The sequence below is a fragment of the Prosthecobacter sp. Pr1 genome (assembly GCF_057652315.1).
In genome coordinates this window covers 124,044-150,298 of record NZ_JBYFBS010000001.1, presented here as the reverse complement: position 1 = coordinate 150,298, position 26,255 = coordinate 124,044, and the positions used below count along the sequence as shown (strand labels likewise).

General features: G+C 59.0%; 24 protein-coding genes. 11 read left to right on the top strand and 13 right to left on the bottom strand.

Annotation, left to right across the window (positions count from 1 at the left end; all coding sequences use genetic code 11):
* The first annotated feature begins 227 nt into the window (after positions 1-227).
* The 3 genes from AC24GY_RS00715 to AC24GY_RS00705 are packed head-to-tail and all read left to right on the top strand — an operon-like array spanning position 228 to position 3,714.
* Positions 228-1,907, top strand: a complete 1,680-nt coding sequence (locus tag AC24GY_RS00715; protein WP_422317319.1) for a sensor histidine kinase — start codon at positions 228-230, stop codon at positions 1,905-1,907.
* Positions 1,904-2,587: a response regulator transcription factor gene (locus tag AC24GY_RS00710; RefSeq protein WP_487679440.1), complete on the top strand. Its 684-nt coding sequence runs from the start codon at positions 1,904-1,906 to the stop codon at positions 2,585-2,587. The genes AC24GY_RS00715 and AC24GY_RS00710 overlap by 4 nt, the downstream gene beginning before the upstream one ends.
* 50 nt (positions 2,588-2,637) lie before the next feature.
* Positions 2,638-3,714 (top strand): dipeptidase, encoded by a 1,077-nt coding sequence (locus AC24GY_RS00705; RefSeq protein ID WP_422317315.1) that lies wholly within the window; start codon positions 2,638-2,640, stop codon positions 3,712-3,714.
* Positions 3,715-3,729: 15 nt separating this feature from the next.
* On the opposite strand, the gene rtcA is transcribed toward AC24GY_RS00705, so the two are convergent.
* Positions 3,730-4,758 (bottom strand): RNA 3'-terminal phosphate cyclase, encoded by a 1,029-nt coding sequence (gene rtcA / locus AC24GY_RS00700; RefSeq protein ID WP_487679438.1) that lies wholly within the window; start codon positions 4,756-4,758, stop codon positions 3,730-3,732.
* A 35-nt stretch (positions 4,759-4,793) separates the two neighbouring features.
* On the opposite strand from rtcA, the gene AC24GY_RS00695 reads away from it, so the two are divergent.
* Positions 4,794-4,985 (top strand): hypothetical protein, encoded by a 192-nt coding sequence (locus tag AC24GY_RS00695; RefSeq protein ID WP_422317311.1) that lies wholly within the window; start codon positions 4,794-4,796, stop codon positions 4,983-4,985.
* Complete coding sequence (locus tag AC24GY_RS00690; RefSeq protein ID WP_487680145.1) at positions 4,967-5,473, top strand: putative polyvalent protein kinase domain-containing protein; 507 nt, start codon at positions 4,967-4,969, stop codon at positions 5,471-5,473. The genes AC24GY_RS00695 and AC24GY_RS00690 overlap by 19 nt, the downstream gene beginning before the upstream one ends.
* 45 nt (positions 5,474-5,518) lie before the next feature.
* On the opposite strand, the gene AC24GY_RS00685 is transcribed toward AC24GY_RS00690, so the two are convergent.
* Both AC24GY_RS00685 and AC24GY_RS00680 read right to left on the bottom strand, forming a co-directional pair.
* Positions 5,519-7,006: an RtcB family protein gene (locus tag AC24GY_RS00685; RefSeq protein WP_487679435.1), complete on the bottom strand. Its 1,488-nt coding sequence runs from the start codon at positions 7,004-7,006 to the stop codon at positions 5,519-5,521.
* A gap of 536 nt (positions 7,007-7,542) precedes the next feature.
* Positions 7,543-9,111 (bottom strand): vWA domain-containing protein, encoded by a 1,569-nt coding sequence (locus tag AC24GY_RS00680; protein WP_487679433.1) that lies wholly within the window; start codon positions 9,109-9,111, stop codon positions 7,543-7,545.
* A 662-nt stretch (positions 9,112-9,773) separates the two neighbouring features.
* Between AC24GY_RS00680 and AC24GY_RS00675 the strand changes: the two genes are divergently transcribed.
* On the top strand, positions 9,774-10,172 hold the full coding sequence (locus AC24GY_RS00675; RefSeq protein ID WP_487679431.1) for a hypothetical protein: 399 nt from the start codon (positions 9,774-9,776) through the stop codon (positions 10,170-10,172).
* Positions 10,173-10,189: 17 nt separating this feature from the next.
* Positions 10,190-11,785, top strand: coding sequence for an RNA repair transcriptional activator RtcR (gene rtcR / locus AC24GY_RS00670; protein WP_487679429.1), 1,596 nt, complete (start codon positions 10,190-10,192; stop codon positions 11,783-11,785).
* Between the two features lie 8 nt (positions 11,786-11,793).
* Here the strand turns inward: rtcR and AC24GY_RS00665 are convergent, their stop codons facing one another.
* The 3 genes from AC24GY_RS00665 to AC24GY_RS00655 are packed head-to-tail and all read right to left on the bottom strand — an operon-like array spanning position 11,794 to position 15,185.
* Positions 11,794-12,546, bottom strand: coding sequence for a pseudouridine synthase (locus AC24GY_RS00665; protein WP_487679427.1), 753 nt, complete (start codon positions 12,544-12,546; stop codon positions 11,794-11,796).
* 9 nt (positions 12,547-12,555) lie between these two features.
* Complete coding sequence (rsgA, locus tag AC24GY_RS00660; protein WP_487679425.1) at positions 12,556-13,680, bottom strand: ribosome small subunit-dependent GTPase A; 1,125 nt, start codon at positions 13,678-13,680, stop codon at positions 12,556-12,558.
* Entirely contained in the window at positions 13,668-15,185 is a 1,518-nt protein-coding gene (locus AC24GY_RS00655; protein ID WP_487679423.1) for an OpgD/OpgG family glucan biosynthesis protein, read from the bottom strand. The genes rsgA and AC24GY_RS00655 overlap by 13 nt, the downstream gene beginning before the upstream one ends.
* 100 nt (positions 15,186-15,285) lie before the next feature.
* Here AC24GY_RS00655 and AC24GY_RS00650 point away from each other — a divergent pair, with 100 nt between their 5' ends.
* On the top strand, positions 15,286-15,909 hold the full coding sequence (locus AC24GY_RS00650) for a DUF2238 domain-containing protein (RefSeq protein WP_487679421.1): 624 nt from the start codon (positions 15,286-15,288) through the stop codon (positions 15,907-15,909).
* Here the strand turns inward: AC24GY_RS00650 and AC24GY_RS00645 are convergent.
* Genes AC24GY_RS00645 through AC24GY_RS00625 form a run of 5 tightly spaced genes read right to left on the bottom strand, consistent with a single transcriptional unit; the run spans position 15,899 to position 20,971 of the window.
* Positions 15,899-16,513 (bottom strand): LamG domain-containing protein, encoded by a 615-nt coding sequence (locus AC24GY_RS00645; RefSeq protein ID WP_487679419.1) that lies wholly within the window; start codon positions 16,511-16,513, stop codon positions 15,899-15,901. The genes AC24GY_RS00650 and AC24GY_RS00645 overlap by 11 nt on opposite strands.
* Complete coding sequence (locus AC24GY_RS00640; RefSeq protein WP_487679417.1) at positions 16,510-17,115, bottom strand: hypothetical protein; 606 nt, start codon at positions 17,113-17,115, stop codon at positions 16,510-16,512. The genes AC24GY_RS00645 and AC24GY_RS00640 overlap by 4 nt, the downstream gene beginning before the upstream one ends.
* A 31-nt stretch (positions 17,116-17,146) precedes the next feature.
* A complete protein-coding gene (locus tag AC24GY_RS00635; protein ID WP_487679415.1) occupies positions 17,147-18,130 on the bottom strand; it encodes a C-terminal binding protein in 984 nt (327 codons plus the stop codon).
* 19 nt (positions 18,131-18,149) lie between these two features.
* Positions 18,150-19,589, bottom strand: a complete 1,440-nt coding sequence (locus tag AC24GY_RS00630) for a DUF1501 domain-containing protein (protein WP_487679413.1) — start codon at positions 19,587-19,589, stop codon at positions 18,150-18,152.
* 11 nt (positions 19,590-19,600) lie between these two features.
* On the bottom strand, positions 19,601-20,971 hold the full coding sequence (locus tag AC24GY_RS00625; RefSeq protein ID WP_487679411.1) for a glycoside hydrolase family protein: 1,371 nt from the start codon (positions 20,969-20,971) through the stop codon (positions 19,601-19,603).
* 85 nt (positions 20,972-21,056) lie between these two features.
* Here AC24GY_RS00625 and AC24GY_RS00620 point away from each other — a divergent pair, with 85 nt between their 5' ends.
* Together AC24GY_RS00620 and AC24GY_RS00615 are read left to right on the top strand one after the other, a co-directional pair.
* Positions 21,057-21,362: a type II toxin-antitoxin system Phd/YefM family antitoxin gene (locus AC24GY_RS00620; RefSeq protein WP_422317153.1), complete on the top strand. Its 306-nt coding sequence runs from the start codon at positions 21,057-21,059 to the stop codon at positions 21,360-21,362.
* Positions 21,359-21,721, top strand: coding sequence for a type II toxin-antitoxin system RelE/ParE family toxin (locus tag AC24GY_RS00615; protein WP_487679408.1), 363 nt, complete (start codon positions 21,359-21,361; stop codon positions 21,719-21,721). The genes AC24GY_RS00620 and AC24GY_RS00615 overlap by 4 nt, the downstream gene beginning before the upstream one ends.
* Here AC24GY_RS00615 and AC24GY_RS00610 read toward each other — a convergent pair.
* Positions 21,709-24,642 carry a DUF1553 domain-containing protein gene (locus AC24GY_RS00610; protein WP_487679406.1) on the bottom strand — a complete coding sequence of 978 codons (2,934 nt, stop codon included), beginning with the start codon at positions 24,640-24,642 and terminating at the stop codon, positions 21,709-21,711. The two genes, AC24GY_RS00615 and AC24GY_RS00610, sit on opposite strands and share 13 nt — an antisense overlap.
* Positions 24,639-25,340, bottom strand: coding sequence for a FadR/GntR family transcriptional regulator (locus AC24GY_RS00605; RefSeq protein WP_487679404.1), 702 nt, complete (start codon positions 25,338-25,340; stop codon positions 24,639-24,641). The genes AC24GY_RS00610 and AC24GY_RS00605 overlap by 4 nt, the downstream gene beginning before the upstream one ends.
* Positions 25,341-25,498: 158 nt before the next feature.
* On the opposite strand from AC24GY_RS00605, the gene AC24GY_RS00600 reads away from it, so the two are divergent.
* On the top strand, positions 25,499-26,197 hold the full coding sequence (locus AC24GY_RS00600) for a thermonuclease family protein (RefSeq protein WP_487679402.1): 699 nt from the start codon (positions 25,499-25,501) through the stop codon (positions 26,195-26,197).
* Positions 26,198-26,255 lie beyond the last annotated feature (58 nt).

Sequence of the window (26,255 nt, the reverse complement as noted above, 5' to 3'; positions counted from 1 at the left end):
GACTCAAACTTTTCCATTCATGCGATGTTACCCATAGATCAAAGGAAAGCGGGCAGCGGCCCGGGCCTCATGATCACCCTTTTCTCAAAGTGTGGTTATCCTTCTGGCTGTTGGAAACTCTACGAATCACCGGGGCGGACTCAAAAGGTCCGCCCCGGTTCTTTTTATGGTTTTTATAAAATTTAGATGACCAGATAAATCGCGAGGCTAAATTTTACATCTCGCGCATGCTCCAACGCCGTTCCACGATCCTGTTCATCATTCTGGTGATCCTGCCGCTAGCTCTGCTGGCATGGCTGGGGACGTATCTCATTCGTGATGCGGAGAAGCGAACGGACGCCTCCATGCAGGCCATTCTAGCTGAGCGACTTAGCTCGGCTGATCAGCATCTTCTGCATGACATGCGGCAGATTACGGACCGGCTGGATGTGTGGGGTGCGCAGAGCATTGGATCAGCCCGTTTGATGTCCCAAAGGCTGGCCAAGCACCCATGGATTGCCCAGACATGGTCTGTGACTGGCGAGGGGGAAACCGCTCCGGTCGAGTCTTTCGAGGGACTGGCCGGATATCAGCCGGGGCAGATTTTCAAAGCCGAGGACCGCATCAAAGCCATTCTGGAATCCACACGTAACCCGGACAGCATGCCGCAGTTTGTGTCAGTCCTAGAGGATGGAGGACCGCCGTTTCAGCGTGTCTATGTTTCTGGCAAGCATTCATCCCTTCAACGGCGCTCATCCGAATGGATGACGTACCTCAAGATGTTTGGCTACCACATCGACGATCGTCCGGTGCAAACAGACATCCCCATGTCCTGGAGCGGCTGGCATGTGGGCGATTCCGTTTTCATGTACTGGCACCGGTTTGCCGACGGCAGCCTGAGCTGTGCCCTGCTGAACCCGCAGATGCTGATGAACTCCTTGTTTCAGCGCCTGCCGCAGCCGGGGCTGGCCATCCCGCCCGGCCGCATGATGCTAACGACGGTGAAAGGCATCCCGCTGCACGAATGGGGCAAGCGACTGCCCGGGTCTGAGCGCCCGCCTGCAGCGCATCGGGCCTGTTCGGAGCCGCTCTCACAATGGGAGATGGCTTATACGCCCGCGAATGAGGAGTTTCCCAAGCCCTACCTTTTCCCGATTTTGCTTGGTGTCAGTTCCGGCATCGTGCTCGTCTTTGTGGTGGGCTGGCTTTATTTCCACGAGAGCGCCAGTGAGATCCGCGTGGCGCAGCAGCGGGTGACGTTTGTGAACCAGATCTCTCATGAACTGAAGACGCCGCTGACCAACATCCGTCTCTATGCTGAAATGGCGGCGCATCGTGCGGAATCTCAGGGAGACACCATCGCGAAACGCCAGCTCGGGGTCGTGGAGGCAGAGACCTGCCGTCTGGACCGCCTGATCCAAAACGTGCTCAACTACGCGCGCCAGCAGCGTGACAAGCTGACCATCCAGCCCAAGCCGCTGGCACTGGATCAAACCGTTTCGCGCATTGCCGATTTTTGGAAGCCGCTGCTGGAGACCAAGGGGTTTGAAATCGTCACCTCTTTTAACGGACCGCAAACTATCATGGCTGACCCCGACGCCATTGAACAGATCCTCGGAAATCTGATTTCGAATGTCGATAAATACGCGAACGCCGGCAAGTGGATCGCCATCCACACGGAGCAGGATGAGCGCAATGCCCGGATCATCGTGGAGGATCACGGCCCAGGCATCCCATCCGGCAAGCGCCGCACGGTTTTCGAGCCCTTTGAACGCCTCCGCTCCGACCTTGCTGAAGGTGTGAGTGGAACCGGCATCGGATTGACCATCTCGCGCGAACTGGCACAATTGCATGGCGGTTCTCTTACGGTGTGTCCTAATTACCGCGACGGCGCACGCTTCATTCTCACCCTCCCCAACCAGTCATGACCAAAATACTCATCGCCGAAGACGACGACCACACGCGAGATGCCCTGCGTGAAGTGCTCACCATGGAGGGCTACGCAGTCATCCCCGCCAGCGATGGGCTGCAGGCGGTGGATTTTTTCCGCGCTGAAAACCCCGACTTCGTCTGCCTGGATGTGATGATGCCTGGCCTGAACGGCTATGAGGTGTGCAAGCAAATCCGCCGCCAGGATGAAAAAGTGCCCATCCTCTTTCTCACGGCCAAAGCTGAGGAGATCGACACGGTGCTGGGGCTTGAACTCGGTGCGGATGATTACATGACCAAGCCCTTTGGGGTGAAGGAGATCATCGCCCGCATCCGCGCCATTTTGCGGCGCACGGCATCGCGTGGCGGTGGCAGGACGGATGATGATTTCACGATGGACGATCTGCGCATCGTGCCAACGGAGCTGCGTGCCTACCGTGACAAGGTGGAGCTGGCCCTCAGCCCGCGGGATGTGAAAGTGCTGCGACTGCTTTATGACCGCCGAGGGAAGGTCATTGATCGCAATACTCTCGCGGACGAGGTGTGGGGCGTGGATTACTTCCCGGAAAGCCGTGCGCTGGACCAGCACATCTCTCAATTGCGCAAGCGCATCGAAAAAGACCCGGCTCAGCCGAGAATTATTCGCACTGTGCATGGTGCAGGCTATCGGTTTGAATGACATGTGATTGCGTCAGCGTAGAATGACGCTCACGTTAGTCATTCTCTCCCATGCTTACCTTCGACGCTCACCTCGACCTCAGCCTCAACGCCCTCGGCGGATTCAATCGCGACCTTCGCCTGCCTGTACATGAGATTCGACGTCGTGAGGAAGGCATGACCGGCAAAGGCCGCGCCCGTGGCACCACCGCCTTTCCGGACATGAGGCGTGGCAAGGTGGGGCTCTGCGTGGCCACGCAGCTTGCGGGGTGCATGCCAGGGCCATCTCCCATCGCGGGATGGATGTCTGCGGAGCAGGCTTGGGCGGAAACGCAGGGGCAGCTCTCGTGGTATCGCGCCATGGAGGAGGCGGGTGAGATGCGCCAGATCACCAATGTACGTGAGCTCGATGAGATGATCGCGCTCTGGAACAACGACTCGATTCCCGATGACGAAAAAGCCATTGGCTACATTCTCAGCCTCGAAGGTGCGGACTCCATCCGCACCGTGGGGCATCTTGAAAAAGCGTGGGAGCAGGGGCTGCGTGCCATGGGACCTGCACACTATGGCGTGTGCCGTTATGCTTTGGGTCATGACAAGGTGGGGCCCCTGCCCGCCGGTGGCAAAGAGCTGATCCAGGAAATGGACAGGCTGGGCATGATCCTCGATGTGACGCATCTCAGCGATGAGTGCTTCTGGCAGGCGCTGGAGATTCATCAGGGCACCGTGTGGGCCAGCCATAGCAACTGCCGAGCCCTGGTTCCTGATCCGCGCCAGTTTTCCGATGACCAGATCAAAGCACTCATCGCACGCGGCGGGGTCATGGGCGCAGCGCTGGATGCGTGGATGATGGTTCCGGGCTGGATCCGTGGCAAGACCACGCCGCAGGAAGTCGGCCTCAAGCTTGAGGTCATCTGCGATCACATTGATCACGTGTGCCAGCTTGCAGGCAACGCTTTGCACAGCGGCATCGGCACGGATCTGGATGGTGGCTATGGCACCGAGCAGACGCCGGAGGATCTCGACACCATCGCCGATCTTTCCCACATCCCCGCCATGCTCGAAAAGCGCGGCTACAAGGCTGAGGACATCGCCAATATCATGCATGGCAACTATCTGCGCCTGCTGCGTGAAGCGTGGGCGGAGTGATGCAACGCGGCGGCATCAACCGCAGCGAATTTGTTTCACGCCTGGCTCCAGTTCTTCGACCGTGAACTTCACGGGCAGGAACTGCTCGATCAGCGCCATGTTCGTCCGGGTGTGGTCGCTGATCGCCAGCGTGTGAAACACGCCGCCGTCGGCCAGCGCCATGGGCAGCAGGAGTTGATCCGCCAGATGCACTCCCACGGGTGCGGATGAGGCGAGGTACGAGCGCAAGCCTTTCGCCGCGCCTGTGGCCACGGCTTCAGACGATTTGCCCTGCTGCGCGATACCGCTGCTGATCTCGCACACGTTCGCAAAGCGGGCGCCCAGCAGGATGGTATTGCCGGGGCCGGGGCTGTCATTGGCATAGCGAAGTTCAATGTCGGTGGCCGGCCAGGCAAGGAGGGCGGAGGCCGTCGCGATTTCGCGCTCGGCGATTTCGCGATGGAGATGGGCATGGAGGACGCGACCGAACGTTTCGACCGCGTCTCCGCGCTCGGTGAGTTTGAGCCTTTTCCACTTTTTAAGGGGTTGGATTTCTGCCGTAATCACACCACCACCTGCCTGCATGAATCCATGGCGCTCCAGCGTGGCGGTGGTTTTCACGCCCATGCGTTGAATCACCGGCAGATAGCATTGCTCGATGAATTCAAATGGTGGAGCCATGGGGTTGTGTGTCCCGCCTTCGATGCGCAGCGTGCTTGATGATTCCGCATGCAGGAGCGCGGGCAGCAGGGTTTGCAGGACGAGGGTGGTGCTGCCGCCGGAACCAATGGGGAAAGAATAAGCGCCGGCCATGACTTTCCCAGGGTGGAACACGAGTTCCACCGATCCGAGCTCAGCGCCGTCGACGCTCGCTTCGCACACTTCTGCGGCGGCTTTCACGCAGGTGAGATGCTGGCGCATCAGTCCAGGCTTTGGCCGCTTGCCACGGATGTTGGTCATCCGAAATGGACGACCGGTGACGAGGGACAGGGAGAGAGAGGAACGGAGGAGCTGACCGCCCCCGGATTCGCCGGAGATTTGGAGGATGGGGATGGATTTGGTCATTGAGAATTGAAAGGGATGAAATTAAGCTTTGAGTCGTGAATCAAGAAGCTGCACTGATCGAAATCATGCGTGACGCTGACCGAACGCGTCTTGCGCGCATGGTGCGTGAGCAGCCGCCTGTCACGCGCGAAGCCTGGGACAAGCAGGTGAAGGTTTTTGAGGCGGCAGGGAGAGACACAGCTTCCAGCCTGCCATTCTGGAAGCGTTGGTGGAAAACCCGCGGATGAGCCCGGTGAATATACCTGAAGGCTTCGGACAAACACGTGGTTCGGAGCATGAGGTGTGGTTCTCTGAAAATGGTCGTGCGAGCAAGGCCACCCACTCCGGAGAATGCGGGCGCGCTTTCGGTCCCTCGCGGTTTGCCAGTCAGGAGGAGTATCTCGAACGCATCCGTCTTACGGTTCAGGTTTTCGGCCTGGACTGGCAGGTGCATGGAATTCACGATTCCGGGCGTCAGGCACGCATTGTGACAAGCCAGCCCATCTTCCTTGGCACTCCAGCCACGCGGCAGGAGATCGCGGATTTCATGCGAGAGCGAGGCTTTGTGCTTCATCGGACGAGATATGGAGATGCCTGGTATCGGAAACAGGACAATGTGCTGGTGGCTGACGCAGAGCCGAAGAACATCGTCCACGGGGCAAAAGGGCTGGCACCTATTGATGTGATTGTGTGCAGGCCTTCCCAGGACTTGTTAAAAGCGGCAGACATAACCTGATGGAGAAGTTGTCATTTTTTACATGCATGGCTGAGTTTGGTCCCATCAATCATCCGCCTCCGCCGCGTCTTTGATGACGAAGCGGGCTTTGAGTTTGCAGACCTGCTGGGCCAGACCGGCGGCTTCGACGCTGCGGAGGACTTCTTTGAAATCCTTGTAGGCGTTGGGGGCTTCGTCGATCGGGTACTGGCGGGCGTTGTAGAGGATGTCGTGGGTTTCGAAGTCGGCATCGACGCTTTTTTGATCGAGCGTGCGTGCGGCGGCTTTGCGGCCCATGCAGCGGCCGGCGCCGTGGTTCACGCTGTAGCAGCTTTTTACGGCATCGGGTTTCGCCACCATCACCACGGAGCCATCGCGCGGATTTCCTGGCAGCAGGATTGGGTGACCGGTTTCGGCAAAAGGGGTGTCCTTGAGCGCGTGGTGGCCACCGGGGAAGGCACGCGTGGCGCCTTTGCGGTGGACCCAGGCGAGCTGGTTGTCCACGACTTCCTGACGGGCGATGTTGTGGCTGATGAAGTACACGAGCTGGCCTTTGGTACCTGGCAGTACTTCCTGGAAAGCCTCCAGCACGAGGGCATTGATGAGCATGTGGTTCACGGTGGCGAAGTTTGCCCCGAGAGCCATGTCATCGAGATAGGCGTCCGCTTCGGGAGTACCAAGTGGTGCATAGACGAGCTGTTTGTCATCGGCAGGAAACGACATTCCCCAAGTGCGGAAGAAGCCTTCCAGTGACTTGAACTGACGCTGCGCAAGGATGTTGCCGAACCCGCGCGAACCGCAGTGGCTGAGGAAGGCGACGTGATTGTCCTGCAGGCCGAAGACTTCGGCGGTCTGGCGCATCGCTGGATCATCAGCAAGTTGCACGACCTCGCACTCACCGAAGTGGTTTCCACCTCCGTAAGAACCGAGCTGCATCATCTTGTTTTCGAAACCGGCGAAGCCGTTGAAGGAGCGCATCTTGTCCAGGCGCTCGTGCAGCGTGGAGACGTTTCCATCGTGGCCGAGGTGCGTGCTGTCTTCGCAGCGCGGCGCCCACTCGGGCGGGATGCCGAGTGCTTCGCACACGCTTTTGCTGGCGCCTTCGGTGCAGACCTGCACACCGAGCTCGGAGGACACGCGGCGGGATTTTTTCGCTTCGCGCTGACCACGACCTGCTCCGGTCGGGGTACGCAGCAGGATGGCGTCGATGAACTGACGGCGGATCGCTTTATCCACGATCGCATCGGCAGGGATGTTCATCTGCAGCAGGGACATGGAGCACTTGATGTCCACGCCCACAGGGCCTGGATAGATGTACGTTGGCGAAACCATCACGCAACCGACAGGGGCACCGTAACCGGCATGCGCATCTGGGTTGAGCACGAGATCGGTCACGCCCGGAGCGGAGCGCGAGTTGAGAGCCTGATCGATGCAGGTTTGGTCAAAGCCGGAGCGGATCGCTTCCGTACCGATCACGGTGATCGGCTTACCTGCGTTGTTGCGGGCAGGCAGGAAGGCTTCGGCTTCAGCGGTGATGTGGAATGGGGAGGTCATGGTTGTTTGGAAATTGGCGGTGACGACAAGGATTTGATGAAACGTTCTCTGCTCTACCAGGCTGAGCTACGGTCCCGTGAAATTGGAAAGGTGGGACCGGTGGGATTCGAACCCACGACCGGAGGGTGAATAGCCATGTAGTTCCATCGGCATTCGTCACCATTTGAGGTGATTGGTTTATGAAAAGAGATGGCGACAAGGATGGAGAGACTTCTCCGCATTGCTGCGGGGCGGGATTTGAACCCGCTGGTTACGATGTAGTCCGCTCCGGCATTCGCCAAAGATGGTGGTTAAGTGTGAAAAGGTGACGGCGACAAAAAGGTGAGAAACGTATCCAATTGCTCTACCGACTGAGCTACTGGCATGCTGGTGCATGACAGGCAGGGCTCGAACCTGCGGCCGACTGGTTCAATGTAGTTCCTCGGGGCATTCGCCGTCATTTGAGAGTTGAGATGGAGCCTGGTGACAAGGATTGGAGAGACGCAACAGTTGGAAATGTAGTCCGCTCCAGCATTCACCAGGCTCCAAAGTTTGGGTTAAAGGGGTGTTTTTTCGATCTCACCCATCCAGTGGGCGCTGCTGAGTTCGCCACGGGCAAAGGCGGCGATCACGTTGAACACCGCATCGGAGAAGCCACCGATGTTGAGGATGTCCTCACGCTCCTGGGCCTGCGTTGTCGCATAGGGCTGGATGTCCAAGCACACGAGACGGGCTTTCGGATTGCGCTGCTTGAAGATGTTCCACTGGCTCATCGTCAGGGTGGCAGAACCACCGAAGTGGCCGTGATAGGGGGTGTCCATCCACGACTCGTTGTCGGAGACGTAGATCACCAGATCCGCCTGCACCTTGCGGGCATTGAGATCGATGAGCACGGCGCTGCAGTTTGTCCCACCACATGGCAGAGACGCGAGCTTCTGCGCGTTCGTCATCACGGAATCACGTGGATTCAGCGAGACACGAACGACGTTGTTCTCGAATGGCAGCACTTCGGCGTCACGGTTTTGGCGCAGGAAGGCGGCGGCCACCAGGGCGGCCACATCGATGCAGCGCACCTTGCTGGTGGCGCCCTTGCGGACACCGGTCACAGCGGAGTGCATGGACCCGGACACGTCCGGAGCCACGACCACCTTTCCAGCCACCACCGGCACGTTGGAGACCGAGATCTCCATCGCATCCTGCAGGGCTTCCTTCACCTCGTGCGGGACTTCCGCGCCGACGTTGAGATAAGCGGCCAGGAGCTGGTATGGGAACACCTTGGAGCGGCGCACCTGATCCTCATGGCGCAGGCGGCTGGCCACGAGACGGGTGATCTCCTTGATGGAGAACACGCCGTGACGGGCGTAGGTGTTCAGGTTCATGCGCGTCATCTGCCATGGGGCACGACGAGCGATGGCCTGCCACTGCTCTGCCGTCAAAGGCAGGGCGGTGAGCATCTGGAACGGCACGTCCGGCGGATCTCCCGCAGGCTCGGCTTTCCAGGCCTCGAACTCGCGCACGATGCGTGGCAGGGCCGAGGCGTCATGCTTGCGACCGATGAGGTAGCCATAGAGCGCCTCACGGCTTTTCGTGGCAGGGTGAGGGTGCACCATTTTCACGATGTCTGCCAGCGAGGGCGACTGCCCCACGTCCGCGCGGAAGATGGCCTCGTCCGAGCGGGTCTCGAACCAGCGGCGCACGAGGCGCTTTGGCAGAGAGCCGAGGGATTTACGACCCGTCACACCGGAGCGGAGGATCTGCACGAAGTTCCGCAGCATCTTGGCGTCGTCGATCACGCGATCAAAGATCAGTTCCAGACGTTCGGCATCACGGGCGGCAAGCACGGCGCAGAGCAGTGCTGGCACATCCTTCATGAAACCTTTCTGGCGGCAGTGAAGCGCCGTGCGGGCGATGAAGTCGGTCGGAACTTTCTCACACAGCTTCAGCACCTGCTGGAGCTGATCTTCCGCCGTGGCGTAAAAGGTGCGGTTCAGGCAACCCGTGGCCGCATACTGAGCCAGCGCATGACGAGGCTTGAGCTGATAGGCCTGGCCACCGGCTTCATTGAAGCTGTCAGCCTTTGGAGCCAAAGCGCCGCGGAGGGTCGAAAAGAGTGATTTGCTAGCCATGGTGTTGGTTTGGGTTGGTTGTTTGTGTGTGCCAATACCTATTGCTAGGGCCGTGCCAAGTGCTCTGGACTAGGGTGCCTGAAAGACGCTGGAAGCCTTGTAAAACAAGGGCTGCATGAATTTTAAGATTATTTTTTCGAGCAAAAATCTGCGTTTTCCATTCCGTATATTATCTCCAATGGGATATTGTTTTATCTTTTGAGATAGTGTACTTGATCCCCATTCAATGAGCGCTTCCGTCAGTTGCTTTGCATGTGTTTTAGACCATCTTCATGAGTGATGCAGTCCCCAGTTCCAGCCCAAGAGAAACCCACGCAACGCAGCCAGGACAAGGCAGCGGCGGGGGGCTTGCGGATGCCGCAGCACTCCTTGCAACAGGCAGTGGAGATGGCGCGACGGAACCTTGGTCACTCGATGCCATCGGTGATCGACAGATTGCGGAGCAAGCATTGATCGAAGTGAGGATGGCAACGCATGGTCTCTGTCTGGAGCCCGCCATGTTTTGTCAGCTTCTGTTAGGTGGCACGGAGCATGATGTTGAGTTTGTAGGAAGGCCGGTATCACATGTCCGCCGAGTCACAAAGCCAACGGATGAGAACCGAGGTGTGGGCTATGGCTATACGCCAATTGTTGAAGGAGGGTTGAGACTGGGGCCGGCAAGCTTGGGCGAATATCTGCGCCGCCTGGTGCTGCTGAATGAAGTTTTTCCCGATGTGGCCATGACTTTGGAGGGATTCATCCGTACACCGCTCAGGCTGGAGGTGGTGACGTTGCAGGAGTATGTGCCTGGACGATTGCTGGGAGACATCGCTGCGGAGGTCGGCGGCCATGAGGTGCGGCGGCTCATTGAAGGATGGTTCACGCGACGAGGTTTTGCGAAGCTGTATCTGAGCAACCAACCGGGGCCTTCGCATGCGTGGTATCGGGAGGCGGACAACACGGCAGTGTTTGATGCCAAGCCAGCGAACCTTCTGGAGTGGAATGGTTCTCTCCGTCCCATTGATGTGAATCCTGTACGCCCAACCGGCGCATTGCTGCGAGCCATTCGAGCCGCGCTGTAACTTTCCCTGCTCTCTGCATGAAACCCATCATCACATTTGGATTCCTCGGATCGAACTTGGACCGTGCCTCAGGGCCGGAAAGATGGTCGAAATGGCGGCCCACGGTGGCGATGTGTCAGCAGGAGGATCTGGTGATTTCGCGGCTGGAGTTGCTGGCTGAACCGAAGTTTGCGGATCTGGCGCAGCTAGTAAAAGCGGACATCGAAAAGGTGTCGCCTGAAACGACGGTGGTGGTGCATGAGTTTCCATTGAAGGACCCGTGGGATTTGCAGGAGGTGTATGAGAGGCTCTACGACTTCGTGCGGGGTTACGCCTTCGATCCCGAGAAGGCGGATTACCTGATCCATCTCACGACGGGGACGCATGTGGCGCAGATCTGCTGGTTTCTGCTGAATGAGGCAAACTTCATTCCGGCACGGCTGCTGCAAACCTCGCCGTCGCGCGAAGGAGGCCGTGATGCGAGCGCGGCAGGACGCTATGAGATCATTGATCTCGATCTCTCGAAGTATGATCGTCTTTCCACCCGCTTTGCGCAGGAACAGGAGCGCACGCTGGACTTTCTGAAGAGCGGCATCGCCACGAAGAGCAAGGGCTTCAACAAACTCATTGAGCAGATTGAACTCGTGGCGGTGAACTCGAAAGCGCCCATTCTCATCATGGGTCCAACGGGAGCGGGCAAATCCATGCTGGCCAACCGCATCTACGATCTGCGGCGTTCGCGCGCCGGGCTTGGTGGCAGGTTTGTTGAAGTGAACTGCGCCACGCTGCGCGGTGATCACGCGATGTCGGCGCTGTTTGGACATAAGCGCGGCTCCTTCACCGGCGCACAGTCGGACAGGCCGGGACTGCTCAAGGAAGCGGACAAAGGGCTGATCTTTCTGGATGAGATCGGCGAACTCGGTCTCGATGAGCAGGCGATGCTGCTGCGGGCACTTGAGGACAAGACCTTCCTGCCGCTGGGCAGTGACAAGGCGGTGCAGAGTGATTTTCAACTCATCGCGGGCACGAATCGTGATCTGCGCACGCAGGTCGCTGCAGGCAAGTTTCGCGATGACTTGCTCGCGCGCATTAATCTTTGGACCTTCACGCTGCCGAGCCTCGCGGAGCGGAGAGAGGACATCGCCGCGAATCTTGATTTCGAACTGGAGCGCTTTGCGAAGTCGCACCGCCGCCAGGTGCGCATGAACAAGGAAGCCCGCGAAGCCTTCCTCAAATTTGCCCGCAGTCCTGAAGCGAAATGGAGCGCCAATTTTCGCGATCTGAATGCGGCGGTGACACGCATGGCCACGCTGGCCCCCAGAGGCAGGATCACCGTGGAGTGTGTGGAGACAGAGGCTGCGCGATTGCGCGATGGCTGGCGGGATGCTGGTGCGCAGGCATCAAGCCAAGAGAATGCCGTACTCACCAAGGCGCAGAGAGAGGAGATTGATCCCTTTGATCTGGCGCAGCTGGACTTTGTTTTGCAGGTGTGCCGGGAAAGCAAAACGCTTTCGGATGCCGGACGGAAGCTGTTCGCAGTTTCGCGTGCCAAGCGCTCGAAGATGAATGACGCTGACCGGCTCAAGAAATACCTGGCACGCTTCAAACTGAGCTGGGATCACTTGATGAAGTAATGACGCGGCTACCGCAATTCCTGCGGCTCGCGTGATTTCAGGACTTCGTACTTTGTCAGCTCACGCCACTGGCCTTTTTGCAGGTTTCCCAGAACGAGCATGCCGATTTTGACGCGCACTAAACGGAGAACTTCGATGTTGAAGGCTTCGAGCAGGCGGCGGATGTGGCGGTTGCGGCCTTCATCGAGGACGACTTCCAGCCACATGTTCTTTTCGCCACTGCGGAGGATTTTGATGACCTTGGCGGAGAGGTGGTCGCCTTGCTCCTCGTCTACGACCCCTTCCTTGATCAGAGCGATGCGCTTTTCATCAATGGTGCCGCTGATTTGAACGTGGTAGGTTTTGTCGAGATGTGTGTCGGGATTGGTGATGGTGTCGGCCCAGACGTTGTCATTGGTGAAGAGCAGCATGCCTTCGCTGGCTTTGTCGAGCCGGCCTACGGGAGAGAGATGTGGAAGCTTGGAATTTTCAAAGCAGGAAAAAACCGTCTCGCGGCCGAGTTCGTCCGAGGCGCTGGTGACGAGGCCGCGCGGCTTGTTGAGCATGACGTAGAGACGCGGCGCCTGATTGATGCTGACGTCGTCCATGATGATGACGTCTTTTTTGAGGATCACGGGAAACTCGGGATTCTTCCGCACGACGAGGTTCACCTTCACCTTGCCCATGCGGATCAGTTCGGTGGCACGGCTGCGTGAGCAGAAGCCGAGCTTTGACATGGCGCGGGCGAGGCCGGTACGGGTAGGAGGAGGCTGGGGAGGCATGGGTGCAGATTAATGGCGTGGCTTCAAATCGCGCTCGATATCCTCGCGATCGACACGATTGCGCGCCTTGATTTTGTGATCGCGTTTGTTGCGGCGTTCGACAGTCATCTGGCGCTTCTTGCGCTGTTTGCGCAGCTTGGCGATTTCGTCCTCCAGCTTCAAATAGCCTTCGTAGCGCTGGGCATCCAGGGTTCCGGCCTCCACGGCGATGCGGATGGCGCAGCCAGCATCGGTGCCGTGCTTGCAGTCGTGGTATTTGCAACGCTGGGCGAGTTCTTCGATGTCGGCAAAGCGTTCACGCAGCGTGGTTTCATTCGTCCACATCTGCACCTCTTTGATGCCGGGGTTGTCGATCAGGATGCCGCCCCTGTCGAGCACGAGCAGTTCGCGTGCGGTGGTGGTGTGGCGGCCTTTGCCGGTGACTTCGTTCACTTCATCCACCCACTGCCAGTCTTCACCCAGCAGGAGATTGACGAGCGCGGACTTGCCGACACCGCTGGAGCCGATCACGGCCACGCTTTGGCCTCGCTTGAGGTAGTCTTTCAGCACCTTCAGGCCCTTGCGCTTTTTCACGCTGGTCACATGCACATCAGCATCGGCATTGAGAGCTCGGATGGCCTCGGCGGCTTCCTGATTCTGCTTGTCGGGATAGAGGTCGGCCTTGTTTACCAGGACAACCGCTTTCGCACCACTGCGGGAGATGAGCGTGAAGTAGCGCTCCATGCGGCGCAGGCTGTAATCAGGCCCAGAATCGGTGACGACGATCACGGCATCCACGTTCGCGGCGATCACCTGCTCCTCGGCACTGAAGCCGGAGGCTTTGCGTGAGAAGCAGGTCTGGCGTGGCAGACGTGCGCGGATGATGTTGTCGCCGTTTTCGCCGCCGACTTCGAGAGCTACCCAGTCGCCGACGGCAGGCAGCTCGGCATCTGTTTCAGCATCGTGATAAACTTTGCCTCCCAGGATGACCTCGAACTCATCGAAGCCGTTCGTCCCATCTTCAAGCAGAGCTCCGTAGCTGATCTTGTTGTCACGGATCAGGCGCGCAGGTTTCCAGCCCTGCTCGCGAAACGGTTCGAAGTGTTTTGCGAAGAACTCGTTCCAGCCCAGATCGATGAGACTTAGCGACGCCATTGATACATCCAGCGTTCAGAAATGACCTGCTTCTCGTCTTTCAATTCCATCATGATTTCCAGCAGGTTGGTGGTCTCAGGAATGTCGAGCTTGAAGAAGGCACGCCAGCCGCCGGTCTCGTTGTTGCGCATCACACGCTTGTCCAGAACCTTGCCCTCGCCGGCACTGAGAACGACATCGATGTCGGGCGTCCAGTCCTTGGGTTTGGCCGTGCCATTCTCGGCACCTTTGGCAAAATCCACGACATATAGATGGTCGTCTGAGTCCATCACAAAGCCACGGCGTGAACTGATGACTCTGCAGAGCGCGCCTGGCAGATGTTGATCGAGCCAATGGAGCTTGTACTCGACTTTGAGCGGCTCTGCGGGTGTCGCGGGCAGGTGCGCCGGCTTCCACATGGCGACGATGTTGTCCCAGGTCTCTTCGCCGCTGGAGAGTTCGACAAGGGTGACAGCGCCTTTGCCAAATCCGCTCACCGGTTCCACCCACACCGCCGGACGACGATGGTAGTTGGCTTCGAGATCCTGGAAGTTGTTGAAGTCACGATCCCGCTCCGCGAGACCAAAGCCCTTGAGATTGTCCGTTTCAAAAATGCTCAGGCGCATGTCCCGGCTGACATCCAGCGGACGCCAGATGGACGGGCCGTCCTTGATCTCGACCTGCAAACCGTCCGAATCATGCACTTCGGGACGGAAATCATAGGGCTTTGGATGCGAGTTCTCGCCGAACCAGAACATGCTCGAAAAGGGTGCGATGCCCAGCATCTTGACCGGCTTGCGCAGGTGCAAAGAGGCCTTGATCCTCATCTCGGTGCTGATCCCTGGTGTGGATTCAAACTCATAAGCGCCGGTGATGCTGGGGCCATTGAGAAGCGCGAGCAGTTTGAATGATTTTTCTCCTGCCTTGGGCTCCTTGAACCAAAAATGGGTTAAATCGGGGAATTCTTCGGGCTCGCCGCCGATCGTGTTCACCGCCACGCCGCGCGCGGAGATGCCGTAGCCGAGCTGCGTGGTGACAGCACGGTAGTAACTGGCACCCATGAACACCATGAACTCGAAGGGCCGCTTCACCAGGGAGTCCGGGGCCAGAACGCGAAACCCCGCGTAGCCGACGGGATTTTTGGCACCCGCAGGCACCTTGAGGTCACCATAGTCAAAGTGGCTGCCATCAAACGGCACACCGACGGTCTGGGGTTCCTTGATGTTGTAAAAGACGACCGGCTTCTTGAACATCCAGCCTGGGTGGAAGAACTCGACACGGAATGCATCTCCCTGCTCGGCAAACAAGGCTTTGTCGCGCAGGAACCGGATCTGCCGGTGGCCATCATATTTCAACCCCTCGAAAAACGGATCGAGCTGCTGCGTGGGTGCCTGGTAGGGCTGCAGTGCCAGTTGCGCTGCCACTTTTTCAAGCTCGGCAAAGCTTTTGACGGATTCCAGAGTGATTTGAGCCTGGCTCGGCGAAGCGGAAAGAACCAGGGCGGCAAACGGAAGGATGAATTTCATGCGGGAGGGGTGCGCTAGGATGCAGCACACAGAGTGCCAGTCAACCGGTGTAGCAGGAAGCTCTTGCCAAAGGCCCGGCCAGGCGTTGCATGCGTACCGCATGCCCCCTGCCCCTCCCGCGAAGCTGCTGCCAGTCATCCTGTTCAATGCCGCCTACATGATGGTGGCCATCATCGGGGCCATTGTTCAAGGCAACCGCGAGTTCATTTTCTACATCGTGGTCATGCTCGTCCTGATCGGGGTCATGAGCGCCGTCCATCGCCGTGTGCGGCTCACGACGCCGCTGCTGTGGGCCTTTTCGGTTTGGGGGCTTGCCCACATGGCAGGCGGCCTGTGCCCCCTGCCCTCCGGCTGGCCCTACAATGGGGATCAGGCGGTGCTCTACAGCTGGTGGATCGTGCCGCAGTGGCTGAAATACGACCAGATCGTGCATGCTTACGGATTTGGCGTCACCACCTGGCTCTGCTGGCACCTTTTGAGCAAGGCCCTGCGTCAGCCGGATGGCAGCGCGGTGCGCCCCACGTTTGGCATGCTGATGCTGTGCGCGGCGGGTGGCATGGGTTTCGGCGCGCTGAATGAGGTGATCGAGTTCATTGCAGTCTTGACGATCCCCAACACGAACGTGGGCGGCTACGAAAATACGGGCTGGGATCTCGTTTCCAACCTCATCGGGACGGTGATCGCAGCGGTGATCATCCGCTGTCGCTGCCAGGTCAGCCGGTGATTTTCAGGCCACAAAACTCCAGCGCGCCTGCTTTTTCGCCTTCGGGACCACCGGAATCCCCGCCCAGACCGAAGGTTTGCTTTTCCTCGGCGATGCAGGGATGGCTGGCGGTGATGGTCTTGCCATCGATGGTGGCGGAGATGGTTTCGCCTTTGAATTCGATCTTCACGTGATGCCAGCCGCCCACGGTCAGGATGTTGGATTGTTTGAGCAGTTCCACGTTCTCGCCCTTCTTCGGATGGGCCAGGATGCGCAGCGTGTCAGTGCCCATGACAAGGTGGACGATGTGCCCGCGCTCCTGCGAACCATTGAAGATGATGCCGGCAAAAGTCGCCTTTCCTTCCAACCGGAAGTCGCACTCGATGACAGCGTCTTTGAGCGAAAGTTTGCGCATTTTGACCGGTCCGTGACGCCGCGGGCCGGATTCAAACCCGCGCAGAACACCGTTCTTTGCCGTCCAGGTGCCGAGACCCCAGAACCAGTCTTTGGAAAGTTCTGCGGTGAAGGATTCTTCTAGCAGGGTCTGCGACTCGGCGCTCTGGATGTCACCACAGAGGACGCCCAGCAGAGCGAATAGGGCGCCGATAAAGTGCCTGCCGCTCATGGTTTCGCCTCGCCACTGATCTTGAGATTGCGCACCTTCACGGACTTTCCGGCAGCCAGCCAGCTTCGAGCCTTGGGGGTCGCAAAATAAGGATGCTGTGCCTTCAGTTCCTGGCCGTCGAGATTGGCGGCCATTTGATCTCCCTGCCACTCGACACGGAGCTTGTGCCATTCGCCTGCTTTCACCGTCATTGGGAGCTTGGCTATGGTGTGGGAAGGCACCACGGAATCTTCCGCGATGCTCAAACCTGCCGCACCGACAACCACACGGCCCACATGTTTGCTGGAATCACAGCCCACGAGAAAGCTGCCCGGGCCTTCGATCAAGAACTCCACCTCGATGGTGGCGCTGGAGAGGCCCACTTTGTGATGCAACACCGGGATGTGCTTCTGCTCCGGCAGATCCAGCACGCTGAGGACGCCGCCTTCGGGTGTCCATTTTCCTTTGGCTATGCTGAAACTGGAATCCAGCGGTGTCTTGAAATCTGGCGTGGCGAGGACAGGCAGGGCGTAATCGTGCAGCAGCGGTTTGGTTTCTTGGGCCAGAGCGGCTGAAGCGAGGGTGAGTGCGAGGGAAGCGGCGAGAAAAGGACGGAGATTCATGGTGTGGTCAGTACAGCTCACGACGAGCTGCTCAGGAGCAAACGCCATTCACCACATTTTCTAGCGGCTCGTTACGCACTGCGGCGAGAGCAATGCGGGCTGAAGTGCTGCGCATTTCGATCTTGCTCTCCACGCTGCAAAACGCGGCGTGACAAGTAGCGATGAGATTTGGCGTGGCGGCTTCGTCAGCGGTGCGGAGGGGCTCATCTTCGATGACGTCAAGCCCGGCGCCTGCGATGCGATTCTCGCGCAGCGCAGCAAGGATGGCGGTTTTTTTAATGACACCACCACGTGCGGTATTAACGACAAATGCCGAAGGCTTGAGCAGGGCGAGTTCACGCTCGGCAATGAGGTGCCGTGTTTCTTCATTCAACGGGCAATGCAGCGAGAGGACGTCGGTTTGCGCGAGGAGTTCATCAAGCGTGCGCACGCGGGTGATACCGACAGCTTTGTCGGCCCCATTGGGAAGGTAGGGATCGTAGAAGATGACGCGGAAACCGAGGGCTTTGGCGCGGAGGGCAGTTGCGGTGCCGATGCGCCCCAGACCGACAGTGCCGAAGGTGAGAGTGCTGAGGCGGCGGAGTTTTGGCGTGACACGGATGTTCCAGCCGAGCTGTTTGGCTTCGGCATCCAGTGGTAAGATTTGCCGGCACAGCGCCATGGCGAGAGCGATGGCATGGTCTGCGACTTCCTCGGTGCCGTAATCTGGCACATTGCACACGGCAATGCCGCGCCCACGTGCCGCAGCGACGTCCACGCTATCAAAGCCAACGCCATTGCGGATGATGGCGCGGCAGTTCTGGAGCTTTGCGATGCCTTTGGCCGTGAGCGGCATGTTGTGCCAGATGATGATTGCGTTTGCTCGGCAGATTTCGTCGGTCAAATCGGCATCAGTTTCGCAGAGGGTACGTGTGACATGTGCGGCACCGCCGATGATCTGGCGTTCGATGGTGGATTCGGGATCACCTTGTGGGGAGGTGGTCCAGTCGATGATGGCGATGTGGGGTTGGGACATGTGAAAATGCAGCGAGAAGTTATGCGAGAATATCTTTGATGACGTGCCCATGCACATCGGTGAGCCGACGGTTGATGCCGTTGTTGTAGAAGCTGAGTTTTTCGTGGTCAATACCGAGCTGATGCAGCGCGGTGGCGTGGAGATCGTAGCAATAGGCGGGATTTTCTGCGGCCTTGGAACCGAGATCATCGGTGCTGCCATACGCCGTGCCGCCTTGGATGCCGCCACCTGACATCCAGGCGGTGAAGGCACCGGGATTGTGATCTCGTCCCTTGCCTTGTGCCGCAGGCTGGCGGCCAAACTCGCTGGTGCAGATGACGAGTGTGCTGTCGAGCATGCCGCGTGATTTCAGATCGCGCAGCAGAGCGGCAGCTCCGGTGTCGAGGACCTGGCCCCAGTAGCCGTGGTCACGCACGAGGTCTTCGTGGCTGTCCCAGTTGGGGCGGATTTTTTTAGCCGTGGTGTTCTCCGCGCCGCAGTAGATCTGCACGAAACGCACGCCACGCTCCACAAGCCGGCGCGCGAGAAGACACTGCCGGCCAAAGGGACCGATGTCTTCGTGATCGAGCTGGTAGAGCTGCTTGGTGACATCCGTTTCGCCACGGAGATCGGTGACTTCAGGAGCGCTGAGCTGAAGGCGTGCCGCGAGTTCATAAGCGGCGATGCGGGCTTCGAGCTCTGTGTTGCCTGCACGTTCGGCGGCATGTGCGCGATTGAGGGTTTGCAGAAAATCACGACTCGTCTCTTCGGTGTCGCCACGCAGTTGCGCGAAGCTTTTGGGTGGGAACAGATCGGCGATGGGCGGCTTTTCAGCATTGGTCTGCAATGTCGTCCCCTGATGCACGGCCGGGAGAAAGCCCGCGCCCCAATTGATCACACCGCCGGGCGGCAGGCCACGCTGATCAGGCAGCACGACGAACGCGGGCAGGTTCTCGCTCTCGCTGCCGAGGCCATAGGTGACCCAGGCACCCATGCTCGGAAAGCCGGGCAGGATGAAGCCGGTGTTTGCCATGAACATGGCAGGGCCATGCAGCGCGCTCTTGCTCTGCATCGAGTGAATGAAGGCCATGTCATCGACGCAAGTCGCGAGCTGCGGGAAGAGATCGCTGATCCAACGCCCGCACTGACCATGCTGGCGAAACGACCAGTAGCTGCCCTGGCAATTGCCCGGCTTGGAGGCGAAGAACTGCATTTTGCCATCAGGATCGAAGGGCTTGCCGCTGCGCTTCGCCAGCTCCGGTTTGTAGTCCCACGAGTCCACATGGCTGAGGCCGCCAGGGCAGAAAATCTGAATCACCGCACGCGCCTTGGCCGGCATGGGAGGTCGCTTGGCTGAAAGTGGATTGGTAGCGGCCCGAGTGTCCTGCTCCAGCAAGGAAGCGAGTGCGATGCTGCCGAAACCGCCGCCGATTTTCTGGAGGAAGTCGCGGCGGGATGGGCCGGAGAAGTGAGTGCTCATAGGAGTGTGAGTTAGCGAATCCAAATGCCTTTGCCTGTGCCGCCTTTGGGAATGGTCTTTGGGTAGTCAGGGTTGGGTTGCAATTCGATGACATGGACGACCTGCTCCATGGACAAATCGTTCGCTGCCCCTTCTGGGCGAACGCCAGAAACGCTCAGACTGCGTACGGTGCAGTCGAGGTCAGGGGAGAAGATTTCGGTCCAGGTGGCCGGGTCGTCTGCCTTGTGTTTGTAGGTCTGCGATTTCGGACCGAGTTCGATGAGGTGATAGTCTGCCGCGAGGGGAAAGTTGAGCTTCACGTCGCGGATGGTCAAGCCATCGGTGTTGGCATGAATTTGAATGCTGCCGGGACGGTTGAAGGTGAGGTTAGCGAAGACGATGTCGCGCAGCGAGCCGATGGCGGCGCTGGCGTCGTTGTCGCGTCCGACTTCGAGGTTAGGCTGGTCGTAGAGTTTGAAGTCGCTGATGTCGGTGATACCGCGCACGGTGATGTCATGAATAGGACAGTCGAGTGTGGTGCCGTCGCTGAAGCGTTTCACGCCGGGGAGCATGCGGATGGAATTTGCGGCCGGAACGCCCTGAGACGAGCCGTGAACATCTTCGATGACGATGTGATGAATGGCCCCAAAGCTGGGCGCGTAGTTTTTCCATTCCCAGGCGTTCAGAGCGACGGTGTCGTCATGCGAAACACCGCTCACGCGACGGATGAGCCCATGGCTCGCGGGAGCATTCACATGCACGCCATCGCGTCCATGACGATCCAGCGTGACGCCATCGATGGTAAAGTCGCTGACGTTGGCCAGATGCACCGCGAAGGCTCGGCTCTGTCGCACGGTGATGTTGCGCACGGTCACATGGCGCACGTTGTGAAGAAGGATGACGCCATGGGTCCCGGGCACGGGATCCTTTTTCGACGATGCGCCACGGTGGTTGCCATTGCTGTCCTTCAAGCCATTCGCCAACGTCGTCCAGATGCCGCCTTCGATGGTGATGTGCGTGTCTGGCTTGGTGTCTTCAGGCACAGGTTCGTCAGCGAAGCCGACAATGTGCTCGTTGCGCACCATGCAGGTGTTGGCGCCGGGTTTCAGGCGGATCTCGGCGTCCGGATCTGCTGTGAGCTTTTGACCGGACCTCAGGACGATCGGGCCATCGAGGTAGTAAGGCTGATTGCGCTTCGGCAGATGGACGGCGTTGTCTTTGTCGAGGGAGGTCTGGATGGCGTCGTTCCAGATTTTTCCCTGCACTTTGCGAGTCTGGGCTTTTCCCTCTGTATCAGGCCAGATTTCGCTCCAGACCGAAGCATGCGCCAGCGATGAATCGACATCTGCAGCAGACAACGACGCAAGCAGTCCGAATAGGAATGGAATGAGCGGTTTGATCATGGGAGCACGGGGCAGAGAAAAGGGATGTTCATGGCAAAAGCATTGTTGTTTGCGACCGCACATTATTCTGTGCTATAATATATCTATGAATCTGGTTCTTGATCAAGACATCGTCAGCCTTACCGACTTCGCGCGCCGGACGCGTGAGCACACTGCGGAGCTGAAAAAACACGGCAGGCCTCGTGTGCTCACCCACAATGGCAAGGCGGCGGCGGTGGTGCTTTCCGTGGCTGCCTATGAGCAACTGGCCCACGATGCGGAGGAACGACGGGCGGACATGGAGCTGAAGGCTGCTATTGAAGCCTATGCCAAAGGAGAACGAGGAACCCCGGGACCTCTGGCCTTTAAGCAAATTCGAGCACGTGCAGCAAAGCGCAGAGCAGCCAAATGAGCTATCGGTGGGAACTTTCAAACACGGCCAAGGCTGCTGTCGAAGCTCAACTGGTCTGGTATGAATCCGATACCAGGCACGGAGGCGCAGAACTAGGCGACAGCTGGATTGAAAGCTTGGAGCGTGCTTTATCCAAACTGGCAGAAGCACCGCTCCGACATGGCATGGCTCCGGAAAACGGTCGCTGGAATGCGCACCTGCAGCTCCGTCAGATGCTGTTTCGCCCGTGGAAAACCGGCATCGGCTGGCGCGTGCTCTATACCATCGACGAAGACGCCAAGCTGGTGAGCGTGCTCCAGATCCAGCACGAGCGCCGACGCTGGCTGTTCGAGGTGGAAGATGATGATCAGTCCACATAGACAAACTCGTTCGTGTTGATGAGCATGCGGCAGAGGGCAAAGAGGCCCTGCTCGGCGACGAGATGGGTGGCGGCGCTTTGTTCGTCAGTCTTGGGTTCCCTTTGCAGGCACAACAGGAAGGCCCGGCGGATGGCGGCTGCACGGGAGTCGGTTTCGTTTTCGATGCGGGTGACGAGGTTCGCGGCCTGCTGCAGCATGAACTCATTGTTGCTCAGCGTGAGCGCCTGCAGTGCGGTGGTGGTTTGTGCGCGGGCCGGGGTGAGATTGGCGGGATCAGGGCAGTCGAGCGTGGACATGAACTGATGCGGTGTGGTGCGCACCACGAAGCGGTAGATGCTGCGGCGCAGCAGTTCGGGTTTGTCGGGCGTGATGTAGTCGTAGATGGGGGCATAGGCCTCGGTGAAATTGAAATCACGGTAGCCGGGGCCGCCCATGGTGGGGTTCAAAGTGCCTGAAACGCTCAGCACGGCGTCGTGCACGGACTCAGCATCCAAGCGGCGTGGGTTTTGCCGCCAGAGCAGACGATTTTGCGCATCTAGACGACTTGCCGCGTCATTGTGAGAAGCAGACTGCTGCTGATACGCGGCGCTCATCACGATGAGCTTGTGCATGTGCTTCATCGACCAGCCGCTGCGCAAAAATTCATCGGCCAGCCAGTCGAGCAGTTCAGGGTGAGAAGGTTTGTCTCCGCCGAGACCGAAGTCGCTGGGTGTGGTGACGATGCCCTGGCTGAAATGATGATGCCAGAGGCGGTTTACGAGCACGCGGCGTGTGAGCGGATTTTCGGGATGGGTGATCCACTCAGCCAGGATGCGACGGCGCTGACCTTCAGGCATGGCGTTCGTGCCGAAATCCATGCTGGCGTGGTGAGCCCAGGCAAAAGCACCGGGCTGCACTTCCTGCTGCGGGTCTTCGGGATTGCCACGCCGCTGCACCTGGATCACGGGAGGCTTTGCTTCGCTGACAACGGCGTAAACTTTGGCGGGTTCGGGCAATGCTTTGAGCGAAGCGTCCAGTTTGACGGCTTGTGTCCGCAGGTGTTTCAACAGCTCCTGCTCAGTGTCAGTGAGTCTGCTGTGCTCAACATCGGGCACAAGCCGTGCATCACCGAGGAACAAGAGGTCACTGCCAATGCCATCGCCGCCATCGGTGGCGATGAGTGTGAAGGTTTTCGCTGTCGCTGGAATGGCGATGTCCAGATGCGTGAACTCGTCCTTGCGCATTTTAAGCTTCTGAAACTTGCGCTCGGCATCCACATAGACGGTGAAGTCTGCGCGCGAGGCTGCGGCACCTGCATCGGCACCGAAGCCGAGAGCGGCGGTGAAATGCATCATGCCGAGACCGCTGTTCTGGCGAATCTTGGCGAGATCAAAGGTGATGCCGCTGTTGGCGTGCAAGCCGAGGATGGAGTGCTCTTTCTCCGCGTAATCCACGCCACCAATCTTCGTGCTGCGCTGCGCATTCAGCGGACCGTTGCGAATAGCGTCCCAAGTGTGGCCGCTGGTGGCGGGAAGTCCTTTGACCTCTTGTTTGGTGGCCACGGGCACCGGATTCTTTCCATCCGGCACGAAGACCCACGACACCGAGCGCTCCGCGTCTTTTACTTCGGCGGGCCATTCGATGCGTTGCAGCCGGTTCGTTTGGATATCGCGATGGTAGCCAAGTTTGCTGCTCGTCAGATTGCCGGTGCGCAGGTCGATACCACGACCTTTGACACCGCCACCCACCATGTCGGAAATATTGAGACCCTCGCCAGCCAGTTTCGCGATCTGGGCACGCGCGGCTGCCAGTTCCTGGGTAAGGCGAGCTTTCTCTCCAGAGATGCGTTTTGATTCCATGCTGTCAATTTCACGATCTCCGCGCTTCACTCCGGCAAACACGGCCCACAGTCTATAGTACTCTTCCTGTTTGACGGGGTCGAGCTTGTGATCGTGGCAGCGGGCACAGTTCACTGTGATGCCCATGGTTGAGGTGATGACTTGAGTGACCATGTCATCGAGATCGCCTGCACGGGCGGCGCGTCTGAGCATGTCGCTTTTGGTTTCTACCTGGCCTACATAGTCCCATGGTCCGGCAGCGAGAAATCCGGTGGCGATGACGGCTTGCGGATCATTCGGTGCGATGACATCTCCCGCAATCTGCTCGCGGATGAACTGATCGTAGGGCTTGTCAGTGTTGAGCGACTCGATGACGTAGTCGCGATAATGCCATGCATTCGGACGCAGTTGATCCCGCTCAAAGCCATGCGTGTCGGCATAGTGGGCGATGTCGAGCCAGTGCCGCGCCCAGCGCTCGCCGTAATGGGTGGATTGCAGCAGTTCATCCACCAGCTTTTCATAGGCGTTGGGATCTGCATCCTTTGCAAACTGTTCCACCCGCTCCGGTGTCGGTGGCAGGCCGACCAGATCAAAGCTCAAGCGGCGGATCAAGGTGCGGCGGTCCGCTACGGGTGACATCACGAGATTTTTCTCGGTAAGCTTCGCATTGACCAGCGAGTCGATGGAGGCGCCGTTGACTGCTCGCACGGGCTGCACAGACCAATGTTGGAGGCGTTTGTCCACGGCGGCGGCTTTATCAGCGGCGTTTTCTGGCCACACGGCTCCGGCTTGAATCCACGCCTGCACCAAAGCGATCTGCGCGGGTGAAAGCGGCTCGCCTTTCGGTGGCATGCGTTCGTCGTCATCGGTGGATTTGATTCTTTGCAGCAGCAGACTTTTGGCGGTGTCCCCTGCCACGATGGCCATACCCTCGTGACCGCCTTTGAACGCAAAGATTTTGGCATCAAGGCGCAGCTCGCCCTTCTGCTTTTTTTCGCCGTGGCATTCGACGCAGTGCTGCTGCAGCAGCGGGCGGATGTCCTGGTCGAAATCCACAGCCAAAGCCGGAGCGGCTGCCAGGAGGATGAAGAGGAGGGTTTTCATCGTTTGGTTTTCGCTTTAACAGCCAGATCGTGTGCGGCCTCGTCCATGTGATGTTTCATCGCCTTGGCGGCGGCGTTCGCATCATGCGCAGCCACTGCGTTTAGGATGGTGGCGTGGTGGTCGATGGCGCGCTGCCTTCCGACATTGCCAATCGTCACACGGCGGCTTTCACGCCCGAGGTCAGCCAGCGATTCGAGCATGAGCTTCAAGATCTCATTACCGGCGATGCGTGCCAAGGTGCGGTGGAAGTCGATGTCCGCCTCGACGGCTTCATCGTGCGTCTCAGCCGCGAGCAGGCGCTCATGAATGGTCCGCAGTTGCTTCACATCAGGGGCTTTAGCCTTCAGGGCGGCCTGCCGCGCGATTTCCGGCTCGATGGCGGCACGGGCTTCGCTCAACTGGCGAAGGCGCTCCTGCAGTTCGGGAAGCAATATCGACAAGGAACCACTCAGCGGTTTGTGCAGCCGGTTCACTGCGCGGATGCCGCTGCCGTGGCGGATTTCGAGCAGGCCCTGGAGTTCGAGCCGCTTCGTTGCCTCGCGCAGCACGGTGCGGCTTACGCCGAGGCGCTCTGCCATCAGGCGCTCCGGCGGCAGTTTGCCGTCGCCGGAGTCAGCCTCGTCACGCAGCTGGCGCGCCAGACGCGAGCAGACCTGCTCAACGAGCGAAGGGGTGGGTTTGAGCGGGGTAATCGTCATGCAATTGGTAGGAGGTCATACCAGTTACGAGGGGGTTGCCAAATTCTTTCGTGTCTGATTTCATGGGTGGCGGCAGGCAGCATTCTCACCGCCGCTGCACTTGCGGCTTGAGCACCCGCCTGAACGCTGGACAGTAGGCAGGCTCCATCCCCGACCGCATGAGCATGCCTTTCCGTGACACATTGCTGAATCTCGCCATCACCTGCGTGCTGGTGCTGATCATCGTGCTCGTGGCGGTTTTGCTGAAAGAGAGCCGGCCCGCGCCGCTGCAGGCGCTGCCTGTGGCGATGGCCCAGGTGCCGGCGGGGCAGACCGCGTCTGACGCCAGCCGCGCGCCGCTGCAGCAGTTCAAGATCTTCCCCAAGGCCAAATTGATCGAAAGCCGCGCCAACGAAGCGGACACGCTACGCATCAAGGTGAGTGACACGGAGGACGAGCACATCTTCGTGCTCTACTTTGTGGATGCACCGGACATTTCGCTGACTCATCCGCAGCGCGTGCAGGAGCAGGCGCGTTACTTTGGTGTGAACAGCCAGCGCGTGATCGAAGAGGGGCAGAGGGCGGCGCATTATGTGACGCAGCTGCTCAAGCAGCAGCCCTTCACGGTGATGACACGCTGGGAGGAGGTGACGGGACTCAGCCGCTACTACGCGCTGATTCTGGTGGAAATCAGTCCCGGGAAGCAGGTGTATCTGGCGGACCTGCTGGTGCAGCAGGGCTACGCCCGCGTGGCGGGTGTAACTTCGAGCCTGCCGGCGGATTCACGCTCGATCAATGACTACGCGCTGGAGCTGCAGGAACTGAAACGGCGGGCCCAGCAGAGCAAGGCGGGCATCTGGGCGGCCTCAAAGCTCTGAAACCCCGCCCGAAATTCTGGCATTGATGTATCATGATGCGTTGATACGATGGCTTACC